The sequence below is a fragment of the Caballeronia choica genome (genome assembly GCF_001544535.1).
Taxonomy (GTDB): Bacteria; Pseudomonadota; Gammaproteobacteria; order Burkholderiales; family Burkholderiaceae; genus Caballeronia; species Caballeronia choica.
The window spans coordinates 68,210-86,996 of sequence record NZ_FCON02000010.1 but is presented as its reverse complement, the minus strand read 5'-3'; the positions used below and the strand labels follow the sequence as shown (position 1 = coordinate 86,996).

Sequence of the window (18,787 nt, the reverse complement as noted above, 5' to 3'; positions counted from 1 at the left end):
GTCAGCTTCAGAGCTCGACCACGCTCAAAGCGACGTGCCTTTGACAAAGAATTCCTTGCGCCCGCGCATCGACTCGATACGGTCGACGAGCAACGCGAGGTCCGCATGCGAATCGAGCGGGTTCAGATGCTCGGCATTCACCGTGAGAAGCGGCGTTGCGTCGTAGTGATAGAAAAAGTCGTTGTACGCGTCGCACAGCGCGCGCAGGTATGCGTCGGAAATCTGCAACTCCATCGGCAGCGCGCGCTTCTGGATGCGCGCGAACAGCACTTCGGGGCTCGCCTGAAGATACACGACGAGATCCGGCGCCGGCGCGCTCGTATCGATGCGCGACGCGATCTCGCGATACAACGCGAACTCGTCGTCGGGCAGCGTGAGACGCGCGAACAGTTCGCTCTTCTGCGTGATGAAATCGGCGATGAGCGGCGCGTGGCGCGAGGTCGCATCGGCGACTTCGCGCGTCTGCTGGACCCGCTGCAACGCGAAGCTGAGTTGCGTCTGCAACGCGTAGCGCGTGGTGTCGCGATAGAAGCGTTCGAGAAACGGATTGTCCTGCGGGCGTTCGAACAGCGTGCGCATCGACCAGCGCTCGGCGAGCAGCATGGCGAGCGTCGTCTTGCCGACGCCAATCGGACCCTCGATCGCAATATAGCGATGCGGCGGGCGCAATTGCGGCGCGGTGACGGTAAGGGGCGGAGCAGCGCTCATCGGCAGAGGGGTTTGTTGGAAGCGGTGGGTGGAGCGCTGGACTCGTCCTCGCGTTGCGCCGCGAGCATCGGACACTGGCAGGTCGCGACCTTCTCGATGCGCTGGTCGCGCACCGCGCCCAGGAACGCATCGGCGCGGCCGCGTTGCGGAATGATCAGTTCGCCATCGAGTTCGACGAGCGGCACCAGCACGAACGCGCGCTCGGTGAGACGCGGATGCGGCACGATGAGATCGGCTTCATCGATGCTGGAATCGCCGTAAAGCAGGATGTCGAGATCGAGCGTGCGCGGCGCGTTGCGATACGGCCGCTCGCGCCCGAACTGCTCCTCGACGGTATGACAGAGCCGCAGCAGTTGCCGCGCGGGCAGCGATGTCTCGATCTTCACGACGCAGTTGAAATAGTCGTCGCCACCGGCGTCGACCGGCGCGGTGCGATAGAGGCTCGATTTCGCGAGCACGGTGATCGTGCGTTGCTGGGCAAGACACACGACTGCGTCTTTCAGGGTCTGACGCGCATCGCCGAGATTCGCGCCGAGGCCCAGATAAGCTACCGACATGGCATAAGTCCTACGACTGTCGTTCAGCGGCTAGCGTGACTGTAATGTTCCGGGTGCTTCAATCGTCGTGCTGGCCGGCGTCGCCTCTCACGCGTTCGTCGCGTGGATCGCGCGTCGCGACCGGGTCGCCGCCTTCACGTTCCGCGGCGTTCACGCCGCCCTCCGTCACCCCATCCGTCCTGCGGCTCTTCGCGTTGCTGCTACGCCGGCGCCGCTTCTTGGGCGCCCGGTCCTTCCCGCCGTCAGAGAGCAGCGCTTCGCGCGTGGCGGGGTCGCCATCGATGAAATCGGTCCACCACTGTCCGACCGATACATCGAGTTCGCCGGATTCGCAACGCAACAGGAGGAAATCATAACCCGCTCTAAACCTTTGGTGTTCCAGCAGCTTCAGCGCGCTTCTGCCCGAGCGTTTTTCCAGCCGATGCTGCAGACCCCAGATCTCGCGCATGTCCGACGAGAAACGCTTGTGGATCGCGAGCTTCTCGGTCTGCATGTCGAGCACGTCGTCCATCGCGCGATGCAGCGCGGGCACCGGGTATTCGCCCGCGGTCGTGAACTGCTGCCAGCGCGTCTGCATGTCGTGCCACAGGAGCGTCGCGAAGAGAAAGCCCGGTGAAACAGGCTTGCCGGCGCGCACGCGCTCGTCGGTGTTGGTGAGCGCAAGCGTCACGAATTTTTCGCCGTGCGGCTGCTCCAGCACGACATCGAGCAGGGGCAGCACGCCGTGGTGCAAACCTTCCTGACGCAAGCGCGTAAGACACGCGAGCGCGTGTCCCGAAAGCAGCAGCTTCAGCATCTCGTCGAAGAGACGCGCGGCCGGCACGTTGTTCATCAGGTCGGCGAGTTCCTTGATCGGCGCGCGCGTCGATTCCTCGATCTCGAAGCCGAGCTTCGCCGCGAAACGCACGACGCGCAGCATCCGCACCGGGTCTTCGCGATAGCGCGTTGCCGGGTCGCCGATCATGCGCAACAGGCGCGCGCGCATATCGGCCATGCCGTCGTGATAGTCCAGCACGGTTTGCGTCGCCGGATCGTAGTACATCGCGTTGATCGTGAAGTCGCGTCGCGTGGCGTCTTCGTGCTGCTCGCCCCAGACGTTGTCGCGCAGCACGCGGCCGCTTGCATCGACGGCATGCGTGCGCGCGTCCAGCTCGCCGCGCTTCAGGCGGCGCGGCGGCTCGGCGGGCGGCGCGTCGGCGGGAACGTCGACGAGTGCGCGGAAGGTCGACGTCTCGATGATGTCCTGGCCGAACTGCACATGCACGATCTGGAAGCGCCGCCCGATGATGCGCGCGCGGCGAAAGAGCTTCTGCACCTGGTCGGGCGTGGCGTCGGTCGCGACGTCGAAATCCTTGGGCGCCACGCCGAGCAGCAGGTCGCGCACGGCGCCGCCGACGATGAACGCGCGATGCCCGGCTTCCTGAAGCCCATCGGTCACGCGGATCGCGTTCTTCGAGATCAGCGACGGATCGATGCCGTGAATATCGGACGAGAGAATGACCGGGACGTTGGGGTCGCGCTTGACCGGGAGCGCGATTTTCTTGCGCGTGACCTTGCGGGCGGCGGCTTTGGTGGCGGCTTCGCTGGAAGCCGAAGCGGCGTCGGCCGATGCGCTTTCGGTGGCGTCGGCGCTATCCTGCCCGAACAGCTTGCGGATGAGTTTTTTGATCACTGTGTATTGAAGAGGTCCAGGATGCGCCAGCCTTTGGCTTGCGCGTGGGCGCGCAGGGCGTCGTCGGGGTTGGTCGCGATCGGGTCGGTGACTTTTTCCAGCAGCGGAATGTCGTTGTGGGAGTCGCTGTAGAAATAGCTGTGTTTGAAGTCGGAGAGTTGCTTGCCCATCGACGCGAGCCACGCCTCGACGCGCACGATCTTGCCCTCGCGATAGCTCGGCGTGCCGGTCGGCCGGCCGGTGAACGCGCCTTGCGGGTGATTGTCGACGGTTTCGACTTCGCAGGCGATCAGCGTCTCGATGCCGAACGCCTCGGCGATCGGCGCCGTGATGAACGCGTTGGTCGCGGTGACGAGGCAGCACAAATCGCCTTCGTCCTGATGCTCGCGCACGAGCGTGACGGCGGCCGGCACGATGCGCGGGTTGATCACTTCGCGCATGAACTGCGCGTGCCAGTCGGCGAGCTGGTCGCGAGAGTACTTCGCGAGCGGCTTGAGCATCGCGTGCAGGTACGCGTCGATGTCGAGCACGCCCGCCTTGTAGTCGGCGTAGAACGCATCGTTCTGACGCGCGAAATTCTCCGCGTCGACGATGCCGAGCTTCACCATGAAGCGACCCCATTCGTGGTCGCTGTCAGTCGGGATGAGCGTGTGATCGAGATCAAAAAGGGCGAGGTTCATGGGAGCGCATTTTACTTGAAGCGGGTTGAAGCGCGGGGCGAGCCCATCTCCGGCGACGCCGAGACGGATTCGATGCTCAGCGGGTCGCCGAACAGGTCGGTTGGTTCATCGTGCGGGGTGTCCGGCGCGTCGGGCACGGGCGGCGGTTCTTCATCGCCGGTGATGCGGCCCGCGCTGGCAGGCGCGGGCCCTGTTCTCGTCATGTCGCGCAATAACGTCAGCGTGACCGCGCGTTTTTGTTCGAGCGAAAAGCGGTCGAGTTCGTCGAGGAGTGCCATCAGGCTCGGCATGTCGCGGCGGAAATGCGTGAGCAGGTAGTTGGGCAGGTCATCGGCAAGCGCGATGCCGCGCTCGCGCGCCGCGTGTTTCAGCACCGACGCCTTGCCTTCGTCGGTGAGCGCGGTGAGATGGAACACCAGTCCCCAGCCGAGCCGCGTGCGCAAGTCCTCGCGCACCGATAAACCCATCGGCGCCGCGCTGCCGGTGGCGACGAGCGCGCTCGTCGGATGGGCGCGCACTTCGTTGAAGAGGTTGAACAGCGCGATTTGCTGCGCGCCCGACAGGTCGTCGCAATCGTCGATCGCGTAGAGCGTCACGCGCGGGTCGAAGCCGAACGCGGTCAGCGCGCTTTGCGGGCTCAGAAAGCGCGCGCGGCCCGTCGCTTCGTGGACGAGCGCCTGCAACAGGTGGCTGCGGCCGCTGCCCGGTTCGCCCCAGACGTAGAACGTGCGGTCCGCGACCGGTCCGGCCGCGAGCGCGCCTTCCAGCTCGCGCAGCCGCGTCACGAGTTCGTGGTTGCTGGCGGCGAAGAAATTGTCGAAGGTGGCAGGCGGGGGCGTGCCGAGGTCGAGCGTCAGTTGGCGTTGCACGGGCAGTCGGTTCCGTCGGGACGTATCTTGAAAAGCATGGTGCGGGTCGTGCCGCGGTACGGTTCGCGCTGGGCGCACGGCGTTCCGCTCGTTTCACCCGGATCCTGAAAAGGTCTGGGCGAGGCCGCGCGGGAACGCGTGAATTCGAGCCGGACGGCTGTCATCGGGTAAAATCCTATTTTACCGACCTTCTCGCTCATCCCCCATGAATCAGCCGAAAACCGCCCCTGACGCCCAGGGATTGTCATACCGCGACGCGGGCGTGGACATCGATGCCGGCGACGCCCTCGTCGACCGGATCAAGCCGTTTGCGAAGAAAACGATGCGCGACGGCGTGCTGGGCGGCATCGGCGGGTTCGGCGCGCTGTTCGAAGTGCCGAAGCGCTACAAGGAACCGGTGCTGGTGTCGGGCACGGATGGCGTCGGCACGAAGCTGCGCCTCGCGTTCCAGTTGAACAAGCATGACACGGTCGGACAGGATCTCGTCGCGATGAGCGTCAACGATATCCTCGTGCAAGGCGCCGAGCCGCTCTTCTTCCTCGATTATTTCGCGTGCGGCAAGCTGGACGTCGATACGGCGGCTACTGTCGTGAAGGGCATCGCGGAAGGCTGCGAGCTGTCGGGCTGTGCGCTGATCGGCGGCGAAACGGCGGAAATGCCGGGCATGTATCCGGACGGCGAGTACGACCTGGCGGGCTTCGCGGTCGGCGCGGTGGAAAAGAGCAAGATCATCGACGGCAGCACGATCAAGCCGGGCGACGTGGTGCTCGGGCTGGCTTCGAGCGGCATCCATTCGAACGGCTTTTCGCTCGTGCGCAAGATCATCGAGCGGGCGAAGCCTGACCTGAACGCCGATTTCGATGGCCGCCCGCTCGCCGACGCGCTGATGGCGCCGACGCATATCTACGTGAAACCGCTGTTGTCGCTGATGCAGAGCGTGGCCGTGAAGGGCATGGCGCACATCACGGGCGGCGGTCTGGTCGAGAACATTCCGCGCGTGCTGCGCGCAGGGCTGACGGCTGAACTCGACCATCGCGCGTGGCCGTTGCCGCCGCTCTTTGCGTGGCTGCAGAAGCACGGCGGCGTCGCGGATGCGGAGATGCATCGCGTGTTCAACTGCGGGATCGGGATGGCGGTGATCGTTGCGGCTGACGATGTCGAGACGGCGACGGGGCTGCTGTCGGCGGCCGGCGAGCAGGTCTGGACGATCGGTGTGGTGCGCGAGAGCCGGGAAGGCGAGGCGCAGACGGTGGTGATCTGAGGCGTTGTTTTGCTCGCGATAAAAAAACCGCTCCAACGTGAGCGGTTTTTTATTGGCTCACGCGGTCGATTGCCCGGAGCGCCTGTTGAGTCGCGTCGCCGGCGCAACAGTCGATCACAATCCGCTCCGGCATCGCGCGCAGCCACGTTAGTTGGCGCTTGCACAACTGGCGCGTCGCGAAGACGCCCTTGTCGCGCATCGTGTCGTAGTCGGTGGCGCCGTCGAGATATTCCCAGGCCTGCCGATAGCCGACGCAACGCATCGACGGCATCTCCAGACTCAGATCGCCGCGTGCACGCAGGCGCTTCACTTCGTCGATCAAGCCGTGCGCCAGCATCGCGTCGAAACGCGCGGCGATGCGCGCATGCAGCACGCTCCGGTCGGATGGCTCCAGCGCGATTGGCACGAAGCGGTACGGCGCCGATGCTTCCTGCACACGCGGCGCCGCGAGCAGCGCGGACATGGGCTGCCCGGTCACCATGAATACTTCGAGCGCACGCTGGATGCGCTGCGAGTCGTTCGGAGCGAGGCGCGCGGCGGTCTGCGGATCGATCGACGCGAGGCGCGCGTGCAGCGCGGGCCAGCCGTCGCGGGCGGCATCGGCATCGAGCGAAGCGCGCATTGCCTGATCGGCGGCGGGCAGGTCGTTCAGACCCTGCGTGAGCGCCTTGAAATACAGCATCGTGCCGCCGACCAGCAGCGGCACATTCCCGCGCGCCTCGATTTCAGCGACCAGACGCCACCCATCCGTACGAAACTCGGCGGCGGAATACGTTTCGGCGGGATCGATGATGTCGATCAGATGATGCGGCGCCGCCGCGCGTTCGGCGGCGGTCGGCTTGGCGGTGCCGATATCCATCTCGCGATACACGAGCGCCGAATCGACGCTCACGATTTCCACCGGCCGCCGCGCGGCGAAAGCGAGCGCGGCGGCGGTCTTGCCGGATGCCGTCGGGCCGAGCAGACACGCAACCGGGCGTGCCCGACGCTCGCGATGGTCCGCGCTCATTGCCCGCGCATGAAGAGTCGGTCGAGGTCGCCGAGCGTCAGTTGATACCACGTCGGCCGGCCGTGATTGCATTGGTCGGCGCGTTCGGTGGTTTCCATCTGGCGCAGGAGCGCATTCATTTCGTCGAGCGTCAGGCGCCGGTTCGCGCGCACCGCGTGATGGCAGGCGAGCGTGCCGAGCAGTTCGTGCTGGCGTTCGGTCAGCACGCGCGAGCCGCCATACGCCTGCAGATCCGCAAGGACCGCCCGCGCGAGCGATTGCAGGTCGGCATCCTTGAGGAGCGCGGGCACGGCGCGAATCGCAATCGAAGTCGGCGACAGCACCGCGAGATCGAAGCCGAGTGCATCGAGCGTCGCGCGTTCTTCCTCGACGACGCCGATCTCCACCGGCTCCGCCGTCATCGATACGGGAATCAGCAGCGGCTGCACGGCGATCGCCCGATCGGCGAGCGCGTTCTTGAACTGCTCGTAGAGGATGCGCTCGTGCGCGGCGTGCATGTCGACGATCACGAGCCCTTGCGCATTCTGTGCGAGCACGTAGATGCCGTGAACCTGCCCGAGGGCGAAGCCGAGCGGCTGTGCGTCGGCGGCGTGATCGTGAAGCGCGGCGGAAGGCGCGCTGTCCGTCGCCCAGGCCGGGGGAGCGGCTGGCGCGTCCTTGCGTCCGAACAGCGCGTCGTAGAGCGCGAGAGGCTGCGCGACCGGCAACGTGCCCTGCGTCATGCGCGATTGGCGCAGCCAGGACGTGCCGCTCGTGCCGCTTTCGCTTTTCGCGCGATCGCCGCCGAAGATGCCCGCGCCCGCCAGCGGCTTCGCGCTGAACGAAGCCGCTCCCGTCGACGCAATCGGCTGCAACTGCGCGGCATGCCCGCCCGCCGTGGTCTCGGGCGAAGCGCCCGCATTGCGCGCCAGCGCCCGCTGCACGGCATGAAAGACGAACTGGTGAATCGAGCGCGAATCGCGGAACCGCACCTCGATCTTCGACGGATGCACGTTCACATCGACCGCTTCGGGCGGCAAGTCGAGAAACAGCACATACGACGGATACCGGTTGCCGTGCAGCACGTCCTCGTACGCCGCGCGCACCGCGTGCGTGAGCAGCTTGTCGCGCACGAAGCGCCCGTTCACGAAGAAATATTGCTGGTCGGCGCGGCCGCGGCTCGCGGTCGGCAGGCCCGCGCAGCCGTACACGGCAAGCGGGCCGGCGCGCTCGTCGAGCGGCAGGTGCGCCGTGTCGAACACTTCGCCGAGAATCTTCGCGACCCGCGTGCGCGGATCGCTCGTGTTCCAGTGTTCGACGGCCTTGCCGTTATGCAGCACCGAAATCGCGACGTCCGGCCGCGCGAGTGCGACCCGACGGATCACGTCGAGGCAATGGCCGAGTTCGGTCTGCTCGCTCTTCAGGAATTTGCGGCGCGCGGGCGTGTTGAAGTACAACTCGCGCACTTCCATCGTCGTGCCGACCGTGCCCGCTGCCGGCGCAAGCGCGCCCGTCTGGGCGTCGATGCGCGTCGCGTGCGCGCATTCGCTCGTGCGGCTCGTGATGAACATCTCGGCCACCGACGCAATCGACGCCAGCGCCTCGCCGCGAAACCCGAGCGTGGCGACCGCTTCGAGTTCGGCGAGCGAGCGGATCTTGCTGGTGGCGTGGCGCAGGAGCGCGAGCGGCAGTTCGGCCGGCGCGATGCCGCAGCCGTCGTCGGCGATCACGATGCGTTTCACGCCGCCCTCGTCGAGCGTGATGCGCAGGTTCGTCGCGCCGGCGTCGAGCGCGTTCTCGAGCAGTTCCTTCACGACGGACGCCGGGCGTTCCACCACTTCGCCCGCCGCGATCTGACTGATCAACTGGTCGGGGAGCGGGGCAATCGCGCGCGAACGGCGCGCGGCGCCGGAGGTCGTATCGACAGCGGGAGTTTCGGTGGGATCGGGCATGACGAAATTATAGCGATTCGTGTCCGTCGGCCCGGCCGATCGATTCAAGGGTGTCGCCGCGCTCGCTTACGGACGCCAAATGCCGAGTCTCGAGGTTTCCGGCAGAAGACTTTCGGTATCATGACGCGACCGCTTTTTCATGCCATACGACGCTCACACGCGTCGTCGCTCAATTTTTCGAGGAATGCTTTTGGACACGCTGCTGCAATTTTTGGGGCTCATCCTCCATATCGACAAGTCGCTCGGCTTCTTCATCCAGCACTATGGCGGCTGGGTGTACGCCGTGCTCTTTCTGATCGTGTTCTGCGAGACCGGACTCGTGGTGTTTCCGTTCCTGCCGGGCGATTCGCTGCTGTTCATCGGCGGCGCGTTTGCGGCGACCGGGTCGATGCATCTCGGCGTGTTGATCGTCTTGCTGCTGGTAGCGGCGGTGGGCGGCAACACGGTGAATTACTGGATCGGCCGCGCGGTCGGCCCGAAGGTCTTTCACTCGAATATCCCGGTGCTGGAGCGCTTTCTCGATCGGGCCGCGCTGCAAAAGACCCACAACTTCTACGAGAAGCACGGCGGCAAGACGATCGTGATCGCGCGCTTCGTGCCGGTCGTGCGGACGTTCGCGCCGTTCGTGGCGGGCGCATCGTCGATGGACGCGACGCGGTTTCAGTTCTTCAACGTGCTTGGAGCGCTGATCTGGGTGTTGCTGCTCGTGTTGCTCGGCTATTTCTTCGGCAACATTCCGTTCATCCGCCAGTATCTGAATGTGATCGTGCTGGTGGGGATCGGCGCGGCGGTGATCCCGATCGCGCTCGGCGCGCTGTGGAAAATGACCCGCAAGGGTTCGTCGAAAGCCTGAGCGTGATGCGACGCCATCGACGCGACGCGCAAATGTGACGAGGCCGCCCGTGGGCGGCCTCGTCACTACTGCCGATGTAGCGCGCGATGCGTCAGGCGCGCCGGAACAACCGGATCGCGAACAGCAGCACGACCGCGCCGATCACGGCCGTGAGAAGCGAGCCGAGCAGGCCGCCGCCCAGCGAGACGCCGAGCGCGCTGAAGAGCCAGCCGCCGATCACCGCGCCGACGATGCCGACCAGGATGTCCACCAGCAAGCCGAAGCCGCCGCCCTTGACGAGCAGGCCCGCGAGCCAGCCCGCCACCGCGCCGATGATCAGCGCCCAGATGAGTCCGTGTTGCATGAATTCCATGCGTCAACCTCCGTGAATTGAGAAATGCAGGATGCACCCGCATCGAGCGCGGAGAATGTAGCCGATGCGCACGCCCCATGGATGCCTGTAAATGTCAAGCATTGTCAGAAGAGCGATCTTCCGGCCAATCGGCCACGCAGCCGATAAAATCGCGTCGGCGCGGGCCGGAGTATTCGGACACGCACACATGCGAAGCGCGACTCCGCTGTGATAACGTGAAAGGTTAGAACGCCAAAGTGTCGGGGAATTGGCCCACGAAAATCGTGAATGATCGTCAAATGTCTTATGCTCGCAGGGGTTGTCAGTGGTGAAGGAAAGCGTTGAAGGTGGCGTTGAAATGAATGGGCGGAATGCGTGGCGCCGGGTGCGGGCAGCCGTGGTGGCGATCGGAATGGCGGCGTTGATGTCGGGTTGCGGGCTTTTCGGGTGCGGCGGTGCCGGATCGAACGGCGGCTTCCTGGCCGGGTGCGCCGTGGGAACACGCTTCTGAGGGTCGCAGTGAGTGCCGCATCGGGCGTCGGGACGTCGGTAAAACAAACAGGCAGGGAATCGGAAGCATGGCGGTGATCCGTTCAGGAATATTCAGGTTGACGGCGTGGGCCGTCGTTTGCGGGGCTGGCCTCGCGGGTTGTTCGTCGGCGCTCGTGCCGGCGCCGGTCGTCGAGCGGTCGATGGGTGGCGACGTGCCGCCCGTCGTTCAGACGCCAGCCGACACTCAGCCGCCCGTCGCGGCTGCCGCGCCGGCCGCGCCGACCGCGTTGCAGCCTGCGGGGCCGGGTTTCTATCGCGTGAAGCCGGGCGATACGCTTTACGGCATCGCCCGCACCTACAAGCAGAGGCCCGCCGATCTGGTCAAATGGAACAACCTGCCGGAAAGCAAGCAGGTCAACATCGGCCAGTTGCTGCGCGTGGCGCCGGGCGCGGCTACGGCGACGACAGCCGGGGACGACTGGAGCAAGCCGGCGGCATCGGCCGGGCCTGTCGTTGCCGCCGGCGCGAAACCGGCGCAACCGCCGATCCTGGCCGCGACGACGCCGGCGCCGGCCCCCGCCCCGGTGGCGAAAGCTGCGCCGAGCCCCGAGCCGTCGGCCGCGGAACCGGCCACGAGCGGCAAAGGCTTCTCGCTCGCGTGGCCGACGCAGGGCGACGTCGTGACGAAGTTCGGCGCGGGCGGCAGCAAGGGGATCGACATCGCGGGCAAGCAGGGCGCGCCGGTGAAGGCCGCGGCGCCGGGCAAGGTGGTCTACGCGGGAAGCGGACTGCGCGCTTACGGGCAGATGATCATCGTCAAGCACGGCGGCGACTACCTGACGGCGTACGCACACAACAGCAAGCTGCTCGTGCACGAAGGCGACACCGTGAAGCAGGGCATGACCATCGCGGACATGGGCACGGGCGCGGACGGCAAGCCGATGCTGCACTTTGAGGTGCGCAAGTCGGGCCAGGCCGTCGATCCGATGCCGCTGCTGAAGAGCGGCGGCTGAGGACCAGTGCAAAGGACCAGACGGCAGGGAGGCCGCTCGTGAAAAGAATCATGCTTGCGGCGCTGTGCGCGGCGTCGCTGCTGACTGGCTGCGATCAACAGCAAAGCGATGCCGCGATGAACAAGCTCAAGTCGATCTTCAATGCGGTCAAGCCGGACGCCTTGCTGCTGCAGGACCTGAAGCCGGGCGTGACGACCGAGGCCCAGATTCGCGACCAGATGGGCGAGCCCGACACCACGCGCACCTTCACCGATGGCTCGAAGCGCCTCGAATATCCGCGCGGCCCGGCCGGGACGACCACCTACATGGTCGATCTCGATGCGAACGGCCGCTTTGTCGCGGTGACGCAGGTGCTGACGGCGCAGAACATCGCGAAGGTGCGGCCGGGCATGTCGATGGACGAGGTGCGTCGCCTGCTCGGCAAGCCGACCACGGTGGCCGAATATCCGCTGAAGCAGGAGCGCGTCTGGAGCTGGCATTGGGAAGAGGGCGGCGTGACGCGCGACGCGATGTTCAACGCGCACTTCGGGCCCGACGGCATCGTGACGACGACCTCTCGTTCCGAAGCGGAAGGCGGTGGGCGCCATTGATCGCATTGATCGCATGCTGATGGCACCGACGGACAACGGGGCGATGGACGAACACAAAAAAACTACGCAGAGCGCCCGCGAGGCGCGGCGCGCGCTGATCGAGCAAGCGACCCGATACCGCGCTGCCCGTGCGGAGAAGCCTGACGCGCAGTGGAATTGCTCACGCGGCCACGCCTGGGACGACGCGTTGAGCGCCGCGCAGAACGTGCGCTGCATGAACTGCGCGGCGCAGCGTCGGGAGATGCATCTGCGGCGCCTGCGTGAAATCGCCGAGGTTCGTGGCGGCGCGCTGCTCTCCGCGACTTATGTCGATGCCGCCACGCCGCTCTGCTGGCAATGCGCGTCCGGGCACGTGTGGAAGGCGCGCCCGGATGCAATCGAGCGCGAGTGGTGCCGCCATTGCGTGCGCGAAGGCGTGTATGACGCGATCACGCCCGTGCGCATTGAAGCGCCGTTGGCGCACGCCGCCGCCCAAGTGTGCTCGGAAAATCGATGACCTGCCGCCTTCGCTACCGCACCGTATTGCGGACCTGCTGCAACAGCCACGCGTGCGCCTGATCCCCTTCGAATCGCTTGTGCCACGACATGCAGAGCGGCGTCGCGGCGAAGTCGATCGGCGGCTCGTGCACGCTCAGGTCGAATAAGTTCGCGAACATGGTGGCCATCCGGCTCGGCACGTTGCAGATGTAGCCCGTCCTCGCCGCCACCATCGGCATCGTCATGAAGTTCTGCACCACCGCACCGATGGGCCGCTGCAAGCCGAGGCCCGCGAGCGTCTGGTCGACGATCGATCCCTGCCGGTCCGGCATCCGGATGATCACATGCGGCCGCTTCAGATAAAGCGCCATCGGGAAACGGCGCTTCGTCAGCCTTTCCTGCTTCCAGATCAGCGTCGCGAGGCTGATGTCCGTGAGCGTTTCGTTGTGCACGCCCATGCCCTTGAGCGGCTGGCCGCTCATGATCACGTCGATTTCCCCCGACTCCAGCAGTTGCAGCGCGAGATCGCCTTCGGGCACGTGCGTCATTCGCACGACGATGCCCGGCGCGTCTTTCCCCAACTGCTCGACGAGTTGCGGCACGATCGAAAACTCGATCAGATCGCCCGCCGCGATATTGAATTCCCGCTGCGCCAGCGACGGCACGAACGTCTCTTCTTCCTGAAGCGCCAGCCCGATCTTTTCGAGCGCCTCCCGAACCGGTCCGATCAGCGCTTCGCAGCGCGCCGTCGGCACGAGACCGCCTTTCGCATTCACAAAGAGATCATCGCCGACCGCATCGCGCATCCGCCGCAATGCGTGACTGACGGCGGGTTGCGTCAGCGCGAGCCGGTCGCTCGCCCGAGTCACGCTGCGCGTGTCCCACAGCACGACGAACACCGACAGCAGGTTCAGGTCGAAGCTTCGGATATTAATTTTGTGCATGCGTCGAATAATAATAGTTCATTTTACTTATAAGACCTTTCCTGTTGTCATAGCAAAAAACGCTGCAACCAAGGAGACAGACATGAGCAGTAGAACACCCCTTTCAATGGGCTGGTTTTGCCCCACGCTCGGTGACACGAGCGCATTCGGCGATGCCTCGAAAGCATTTCCCCAGTCGATGGAACATTTCGAGCGCGTCGCCGTGGCCGCCGAGAACGCCGGCTTCGACTACATGCTGATCCCGGTCACGCCGTATTGCTGGGACGCGTGGGTGACGGCGTCGTTCATGGTCAGCCGCACGTCGAAGCTGAAGGCGCTCGTCGCGATGAAGCCGGGCTTCATCCATCCGGTCGCGCAGGCCAAGATGATCTCGACGTTCGAGCAGTTGTCGCAAGGGCGGTTGTACATGAACCTGATCGCCGGCCTCAGCGAGAAGGACGCAGTCGCCGAAGGGCAGCGGGCCTCGAAGGAAGAGCGCTACGAGCAGCTCGAAGAGGAAGTCGTCCTCATCAAGAAGCTGCTGTCGGAAGAGCAGGTCGAATTCAAGGGCAAGTACTACCAGGTCGACAAGCCGGTCATCATTCCGAAGTCCATCCAGAAGCCGTATCCGCCGTTCTTCCTCGGCGGCGGCTCGGAGCAGGCCGCGGAGATTTCCGCGCGCCACTCCGCAGTGCATCTGTTCTGGGGCGACTATCCGGAGCGCATCGGCGAACAGATCAAGGAGATGCGTGCGCGCGCCGCCAAGTATGACCGCGAGAACGAACTGCGCTTCGCGATGCGCCTGCAGGTCGTCTGCCGTGAAACCGAGGACGAAGCGTGGGCAGCGGCGCATCAACTGGTCGCGGGCGCCGAAGGCTGGAAGGACGAGGTCAAGGGCATCAGCGCAAAAATGAATTCCATCGCCAACCAGCGCCAGCAGGAACTGTCGAAGACCGTCGGCAGCAAGATGACGCCGCATCTGTGGACCGGCATTACCGAAGTGCGTCCCGGCGCGGGCGTCGCGGTGGTCGGCAATCCGCAGCAGGTGGCCGCGCAACTGCGCGAGTTCATCGAAGTGGGCTGCAGCGGCTTTTGCCTGTCGGGCTATCCGCATCATGAAGAGGCCGAGCGTTTCGGACGCCTCGTCATGCCGCTCTTGATGAACTGACCGAACTTAACGAAAGCATGAAACCCCGGCTTCGAAATATCAAAAAAATGAACCGGCCGGGGCATGAAGGAGACAAGCATGACAACTCAAATCGACGCCGCCCAATTTCGTCGCGCACTCGGCTCGTTCACGACCGGCGTGACGATCGTCACGACGCAAGGTGAGGACGGCAAGGACTACGGCCTCACGGCGAACAGCTTCAACTCGGTATCGATGGACCCGCCGATGGTGCTCTGGAGTCTCGGCAAGAAATCGACCAGCCTGCCGGTTTTCGCGGCCACGGACCACTTTGCCGTGCATATCCTCGCGGCCGACCAGGAAGCCGTATCGAACCGGTTTTCGAAGAGCGGCACCGACAAGTTCGCCGGTTGCGCGGTGACGCGCGGTCACGGCGGCGTCCCGTTGCTCGACGGGTGCTCCGCGCGATTCGAATGCCGCGTCGTGCATCGGTATGAAGGCGGCGACCACGTGATCTTCGTCGGCGAAGTGATGAATTTCGACAGCTTCAACCAGCCGCCGCTCGTATTCCACGGCGGCAACTACGGCCTCGTGATGAAGAAAGCCGCCGACGCCGCCGACCTCACCGGTTCCGCATCCAGCTTCGGCGACGGCTGGCTCGGCTTTCTGCTGGCGCGCGCCTACTACCAGTTGCTGGTACCGGTGAGGAACAACTTCGGCCGCAACGGGTTGCGCGATGTTGACTACCACGTCCTCACCGTGCTGAGCATGGGCGAAGGGCGAACCATCGCCGAACTCGACAAGCTCGTTTCGATTTCGGGATTTCACGTCACCGAGGACGATATCCGCACGCTGATCGAGCGCGGCATCGTCGCGCTGGACGACGTCGGTGCGGATCGCGTCGTGCGCTTCACCGAAGCCGGCCGCTGCTACGCGATCGAGCTTCTCGCCATCGCGAAGGCAGCGGAAAGCGACGCCGAGCGCTCGCTCGACTACCGCGAGGCGCAGGTGCTGAAGCTGCTGCTCAGGCGCCTGATCGGATCGACGGAATCGGCGCTTCCCGATCATTGGCGCCGTGACCAGTTCTGGCGGGGGAACAACCTGTGGCGCACTCCCGTGCCCTCGGACGCCGCTTGACAAAGCAGCCCGAAGCAGCCCCAAGCAGCCCCAAGCCGAGGCAAACGAAACCACGTCCACTCGCAGCGAGCCTCGCGAGTGGAGCATTCCCGGTCGGTCGCACACAAAAACCAGGCGATCGAACGAGGGGGAGACACATCATGAAAGCAGGTATCGAAGCGGGCCCGCCGAACGGCGCCGGTGCGCTGGAAGTTCCCGGCACGAGTGCCGGACGTTCGTGGTACGCGGTAGGCGTGTTGCTGGTCGCGTACGTTTTTTCCGTCATGGACCGGCAGATCCTGACCCTGCTCGTCGGCCCGGTCCAGCAGACGTTGCACGTCAACGACACGCTGATGGGCATGCTGCACGGCTTCACCTTCGCGGCCTTCTACGCGCTGATGGGCTTGCCGATCGCGCGCATCATCGATCGCGGCGACCGGCGCCTCGCCATCGCCGCCGGCATCGCGCTCTGGAGTCTCGCGACCGCCGCCGGCGGCCTCGCGACCGAATACTGGCATCTGCTGCTGGCGCGCGTCGGCGTGGCGGTCGGCGAGGCGGTGTTGCTGCCGGGCGCCGTGTCGCTGATCGCCGACTTGTTCGCGGCCGAAAAGCGCGGACGCGCGATGAGCGTGTTCGGTGCGAGCGGGCCGTTCGGCGCCGGCGCGGGTTTGATCGCGGGCGGCCTGATTCTCGGCATCTTCACGCTCGCGCCGCCGTCGCTTCCGTGGTTCGGCGCGCTGCACCCGTGGCAGGCGACGTTCATGGCGCTCGGGTTGCCCGGACTCTTCGTCGCGCTGTTGATGCTGGCCGTTCCCGAGCCGAGGAACGCGGTGAGTGGCTCAGGCAAGGGCTCAGGCAAGGGCTCAGGCAAGGCGAATGCGCGGGCCGTGCCGGTCGCGATGGTCAGGCACTATGCCGCCGAGAACCGCCGCACGATGATCTCCCTGATGCTGGGCGCCGGCTTCTTCTACACCTGCGTATATGGCTGGTCCGCGTGGGCGCCGACCTATTTCGTCCGCGAGTTCGGCTGGAAGTACTCGGAGATCGGCGAGGCGCTTGGATTCCTGCTCGCAATCGTCGGCCCGCTGGGCGCGATTTTCGGCGGATGGCTCGGCGACTTCTGGAAGCGTCGCGGCATGGCGCACGGCTACTTGCGGGTCGCGTTCGTCGCGAGCGCGGGTCTCTCCACGTCGGCAATCGGCATGGTGAGCGTGCACGACGCCCACCTGGCGCTTGGCTTCGTCGGGCTGGCTTCGTTCTTCACGTTCTTCCTGTTCGGCGCCGGACCGTCGGCGATCCAGGAAATCTCGCCGGCGCCGATGCGCGGCCAGTTCGCGGCTTTGTACACGGGCGTGCTTAACCTGCTCGGCGCGGGTTGTGGTCCCGTCGCGGTCGGCGTGCTGACCGACTACGTGTTGCGCGACCCGATGGCGATCGGGCAGTCGATCGCCATCGTGAGCCTGATATTCGGCAGCATCGCCTGCCTTCTCTTCCGGCGCGGCTTCCGGGCGTATCGCGACACGCTCGGAAACGCAGCCGACTGGCGCCCCGCGCCGGCCATGGCCAACCCGATCGACACCGCCAAGGTCAATGCCGTAGCGCACTGACGGGCGTCGCCCGAACCCCACCAGTCAACCTGACACGCCACGAGGCGCACGCACCGCAAGTGCGGCGTGCGGCCTCGTGCGCGCTGAACGCTGTCAAACGAGGAGCAAACAGATGAAGATTCACACGCATATTTACGTCAACGGCAAGTGGACCGAGCCGAACGGCGCCGACCGCGCCGATGTGACCAACGCGACGACGGAAGACGTCATCGGCCGGATTCCGCTCGGCGACGCGAGCGATGCCGACAACGCCGTGCGCGCCGCGCGCGCCGCCTTCGACGGCTGGTCGCGCACGAGCCCGCAACAGCGCTCCGAATGGCTCGCGAAGATCGCGCAAGGCCTCGAAGCGCGTGCCGCTGAAATCGCGCAACTGGTCAGCGCGGAAGTCGGCACGCCGATCGCTTGGTCGCAGTTCGCGCAGACCGGCGCGGCGGTCGCGCACTTCGGCGTGGCGGCGCAGTTGCTCGGCACTTACGATTTCACCGAAACCGTCGGCAATTCCGAAGTGTTGCGCGAGCCGGTCGGCGTGGTGGCGTGCATCACGCCGTGGAATTACCCGCTCACGCTGATCGCGGCCAAGGTCGCGCCGGCGCTCGCCGCGGGCTGCACCGTCGTGTTGAAGCCCTCGGAAGTGGCGCCGCTCACGGCTTATTTGCTCGCCGAAGTGATCGATGCAGCCGGCCTGCCGCCGGGCGTCTTCAATCTCGTGCCGGGCTATGGTCCGGTGGTCGGCGAGGCGCTGGCCTCGCATCCCGAAGTCGACATGGTGTCCTTTACCGGATCGACGGCGGCGGGGCGGCGCGTCGGCGAACTGGGCGCGCAGACGATCAAGCGCGTCGCGCTCGAACTGGGTGGCAAGTCGGCCGCCGTCATCCTCGACGACGCCGATTTCGCGAGCGCTGTCCCCGGCGCGATCCAGGCGTGTTTCCTCAACAACGGACAGACCTGCTCCGCCCATACGCGGATGCTCGTCCCGCGAGCACGCATGGACGAGGTGAAGCGGATCGCGGCGCAGGTGGTCGGCGGGATGCGGGTCGGCAATCCGCTCGACGAGCGCAACCAGATCGGCCCGGTCATCTCGGCGCTGCAGCGCTCGCGCGTGCAGGGCTACATCCGCCGGGGACTGGAAGAGGGCGCCGAACTCGTGACGGGGGGACCGGACGCACCCGAAGGGCTCGCGCATGGCTACTTCGTCCAGCCGACCGTCTTCGCCAACGTCACCTCGCAGATGACGATCGCCCGCGAGGAAATCTTCGGGCCGGTGCTCTCGATCCTCGCCTACGACGACGAAAACGACGCAGTGCGCATCGCGAACGACTCGATCTACGGGCTTTCCGGCGCGGTCTGGTCGGGCGATGTCGAGCGCGCGCGACGCGTGGCGCGGCGTCTGCGCACGGGCCAGGTCGACATCAACGGCGCGCCGTTCAACCTGCTCGCGCCGTTCGGCGGCTACAAGCAGTCGGGCAACGGACGCGAGTTCGGCACGTACGGCCTCGAGGAATACCTCGAATACAAGGCCGTGCAAATGCCGGTTCAAGCGTCCTCTCAATGAACCCGCCATGTCACGACCGC

The 18,787-nt window shown here is 65.6% G+C and carries 18 protein-coding genes; 9 read left to right on the top strand and 9 right to left on the bottom strand.

Going from position 1 to position 18,787, the window contains the following annotated elements; translation table 11 throughout:
- Window positions 1-24: 24 nt before the first annotated feature.
- Genes AWB68_RS06965 through hda form a run of 5 tightly spaced genes read right to left on the bottom strand, consistent with a single transcriptional unit; the run spans window position 25 to window position 4,492 of the window.
- Window positions 25-708: a deoxynucleoside kinase gene (locus AWB68_RS06965; RefSeq protein ID WP_087643610.1), complete on the bottom strand. Its 684-nt coding sequence runs from the start codon at window positions 706-708 to the stop codon at window positions 25-27.
- Window positions 705-1,265 (bottom strand): 2-amino-4-hydroxy-6-hydroxymethyldihydropteridine diphosphokinase, encoded by a 561-nt coding sequence (folK, locus tag AWB68_RS06960; RefSeq protein ID WP_087643609.1) that lies wholly within the window; start codon window positions 1,263-1,265, stop codon window positions 705-707. The genes AWB68_RS06965 and folK overlap by 4 nt, the downstream gene beginning before the upstream one ends.
- A gap of 58 nt (window positions 1,266-1,323) precedes the next feature.
- Window positions 1,324-2,937: a polynucleotide adenylyltransferase PcnB gene (gene pcnB, locus AWB68_RS06955; protein ID WP_235028240.1), complete on the bottom strand. Its 1,614-nt coding sequence runs from the start codon at window positions 2,935-2,937 to the stop codon at window positions 1,324-1,326.
- Entirely contained in the window at window positions 2,934-3,617 is a 684-nt protein-coding gene (locus AWB68_RS06950; RefSeq protein WP_087643608.1) for a histidinol-phosphatase, read from the bottom strand. Before AWB68_RS06950 ends, pcnB begins: the two co-directional genes overlap by 4 nt.
- A gap of 11 nt (window positions 3,618-3,628) precedes the next feature.
- Entirely contained in the window at window positions 3,629-4,492 is an 864-nt protein-coding gene (gene hda, locus AWB68_RS06945; RefSeq protein WP_374729558.1) for a DnaA regulatory inactivator Hda, read from the bottom strand.
- 199 nt (window positions 4,493-4,691) lie between these two features.
- Between hda and purM the strand changes: the two genes are divergently transcribed.
- Window positions 4,692-5,747, top strand: a complete 1,056-nt coding sequence (purM, locus tag AWB68_RS06940; protein WP_087643606.1) for a phosphoribosylformylglycinamidine cyclo-ligase — start codon at window positions 4,692-4,694, stop codon at window positions 5,745-5,747.
- Between the two features lie 49 nt (window positions 5,748-5,796).
- On the opposite strand, the gene miaA is transcribed toward purM, so the two are convergent.
- Together miaA and mutL are read right to left on the bottom strand one after the other, a co-directional pair.
- Entirely contained in the window at window positions 5,797-6,756 is a 960-nt protein-coding gene (gene miaA / locus AWB68_RS06935; RefSeq protein ID WP_087643605.1) for a tRNA (adenosine(37)-N6)-dimethylallyltransferase MiaA, read from the bottom strand.
- A complete protein-coding gene (gene mutL / locus AWB68_RS06930) occupies window positions 6,753-8,687 on the bottom strand; it encodes a DNA mismatch repair endonuclease MutL (RefSeq protein WP_087643643.1) in 1,935 nt (644 codons plus the stop codon). Before mutL ends, miaA begins: the two co-directional genes overlap by 4 nt.
- Window positions 8,688-8,877: 190 nt before the next feature.
- On the opposite strand from mutL, the gene AWB68_RS06925 reads away from it, so the two are divergent.
- Window positions 8,878-9,540, top strand: coding sequence for a VTT domain-containing protein (locus AWB68_RS06925; protein WP_087643642.1), 663 nt, complete (start codon window positions 8,878-8,880; stop codon window positions 9,538-9,540).
- A 91-nt stretch (window positions 9,541-9,631) separates the two neighbouring features.
- Here the strand turns inward: AWB68_RS06925 and AWB68_RS06920 are convergent, their stop codons facing one another.
- Entirely contained in the window at window positions 9,632-9,883 is a 252-nt protein-coding gene (locus AWB68_RS06920; protein ID WP_087643641.1) for a GlsB/YeaQ/YmgE family stress response membrane protein, read from the bottom strand.
- Between the two features lie 566 nt (window positions 9,884-10,449).
- On the opposite strand from AWB68_RS06920, the gene AWB68_RS06915 reads away from it, so the two are divergent.
- From AWB68_RS06915 to AWB68_RS06905, 3 genes are read left to right on the top strand one after another with little or no spacing between them, the layout of a single operon-like run.
- Entirely contained in the window at window positions 10,450-11,376 is a 927-nt protein-coding gene (locus tag AWB68_RS06915) for a peptidoglycan DD-metalloendopeptidase family protein (protein WP_087643604.1), read from the top strand.
- 50 nt (window positions 11,377-11,426) lie between these two features.
- Entirely contained in the window at window positions 11,427-11,966 is a 540-nt protein-coding gene (bamE, locus tag AWB68_RS06910) for an outer membrane protein assembly factor BamE domain-containing protein (RefSeq protein ID WP_087643603.1), read from the top strand.
- A 43-nt stretch (window positions 11,967-12,009) separates the two neighbouring features.
- Entirely contained in the window at window positions 12,010-12,462 is a 453-nt protein-coding gene (locus tag AWB68_RS06905) for a hypothetical protein (RefSeq protein ID WP_200828646.1), read from the top strand.
- A gap of 13 nt (window positions 12,463-12,475) precedes the next feature.
- Here AWB68_RS06905 and AWB68_RS06900 read toward each other — a convergent pair whose 3' ends face one another.
- Complete coding sequence (locus AWB68_RS06900) at window positions 12,476-13,387, bottom strand: LysR family transcriptional regulator (RefSeq protein WP_087643602.1); 912 nt, start codon at window positions 13,385-13,387, stop codon at window positions 12,476-12,478.
- 82 nt (window positions 13,388-13,469) lie between these two features.
- Here AWB68_RS06900 and AWB68_RS06895 point away from each other — a divergent pair, with 82 nt between their 5' ends.
- The 4 genes from AWB68_RS06895 (at window position 13,470) to AWB68_RS06880 (ending at window position 18,767) form a co-directional block, all read left to right on the top strand.
- On the top strand, window positions 13,470-14,534 hold the full coding sequence (locus AWB68_RS06895; RefSeq protein ID WP_087643601.1) for an LLM class flavin-dependent oxidoreductase: 1,065 nt from the start codon (window positions 13,470-13,472) through the stop codon (window positions 14,532-14,534).
- A 78-nt stretch (window positions 14,535-14,612) separates the two neighbouring features.
- The gene (locus AWB68_RS06890; RefSeq protein WP_160109981.1) at window positions 14,613-15,629 is read left to right on the top strand and encodes a flavin reductase family protein; all 1,017 of its coding nucleotides are present in this window, start codon (window positions 14,613-14,615) and stop codon (window positions 15,627-15,629) included.
- Between the two features lie 140 nt (window positions 15,630-15,769).
- Window positions 15,770-17,215, top strand: a complete 1,446-nt coding sequence (locus tag AWB68_RS06885) for an MFS transporter (protein ID WP_087643599.1) — start codon at window positions 15,770-15,772, stop codon at window positions 17,213-17,215.
- 112 nt (window positions 17,216-17,327) lie between these two features.
- Window positions 17,328-18,767 carry an aldehyde dehydrogenase family protein gene (locus AWB68_RS06880; protein WP_087643598.1) on the top strand — a complete coding sequence of 480 codons (1,440 nt, stop codon included), beginning with the start codon at window positions 17,328-17,330 and terminating at the stop codon, window positions 18,765-18,767.
- The last annotated feature ends 20 nt before the right edge of the window (window positions 18,768-18,787 follow it).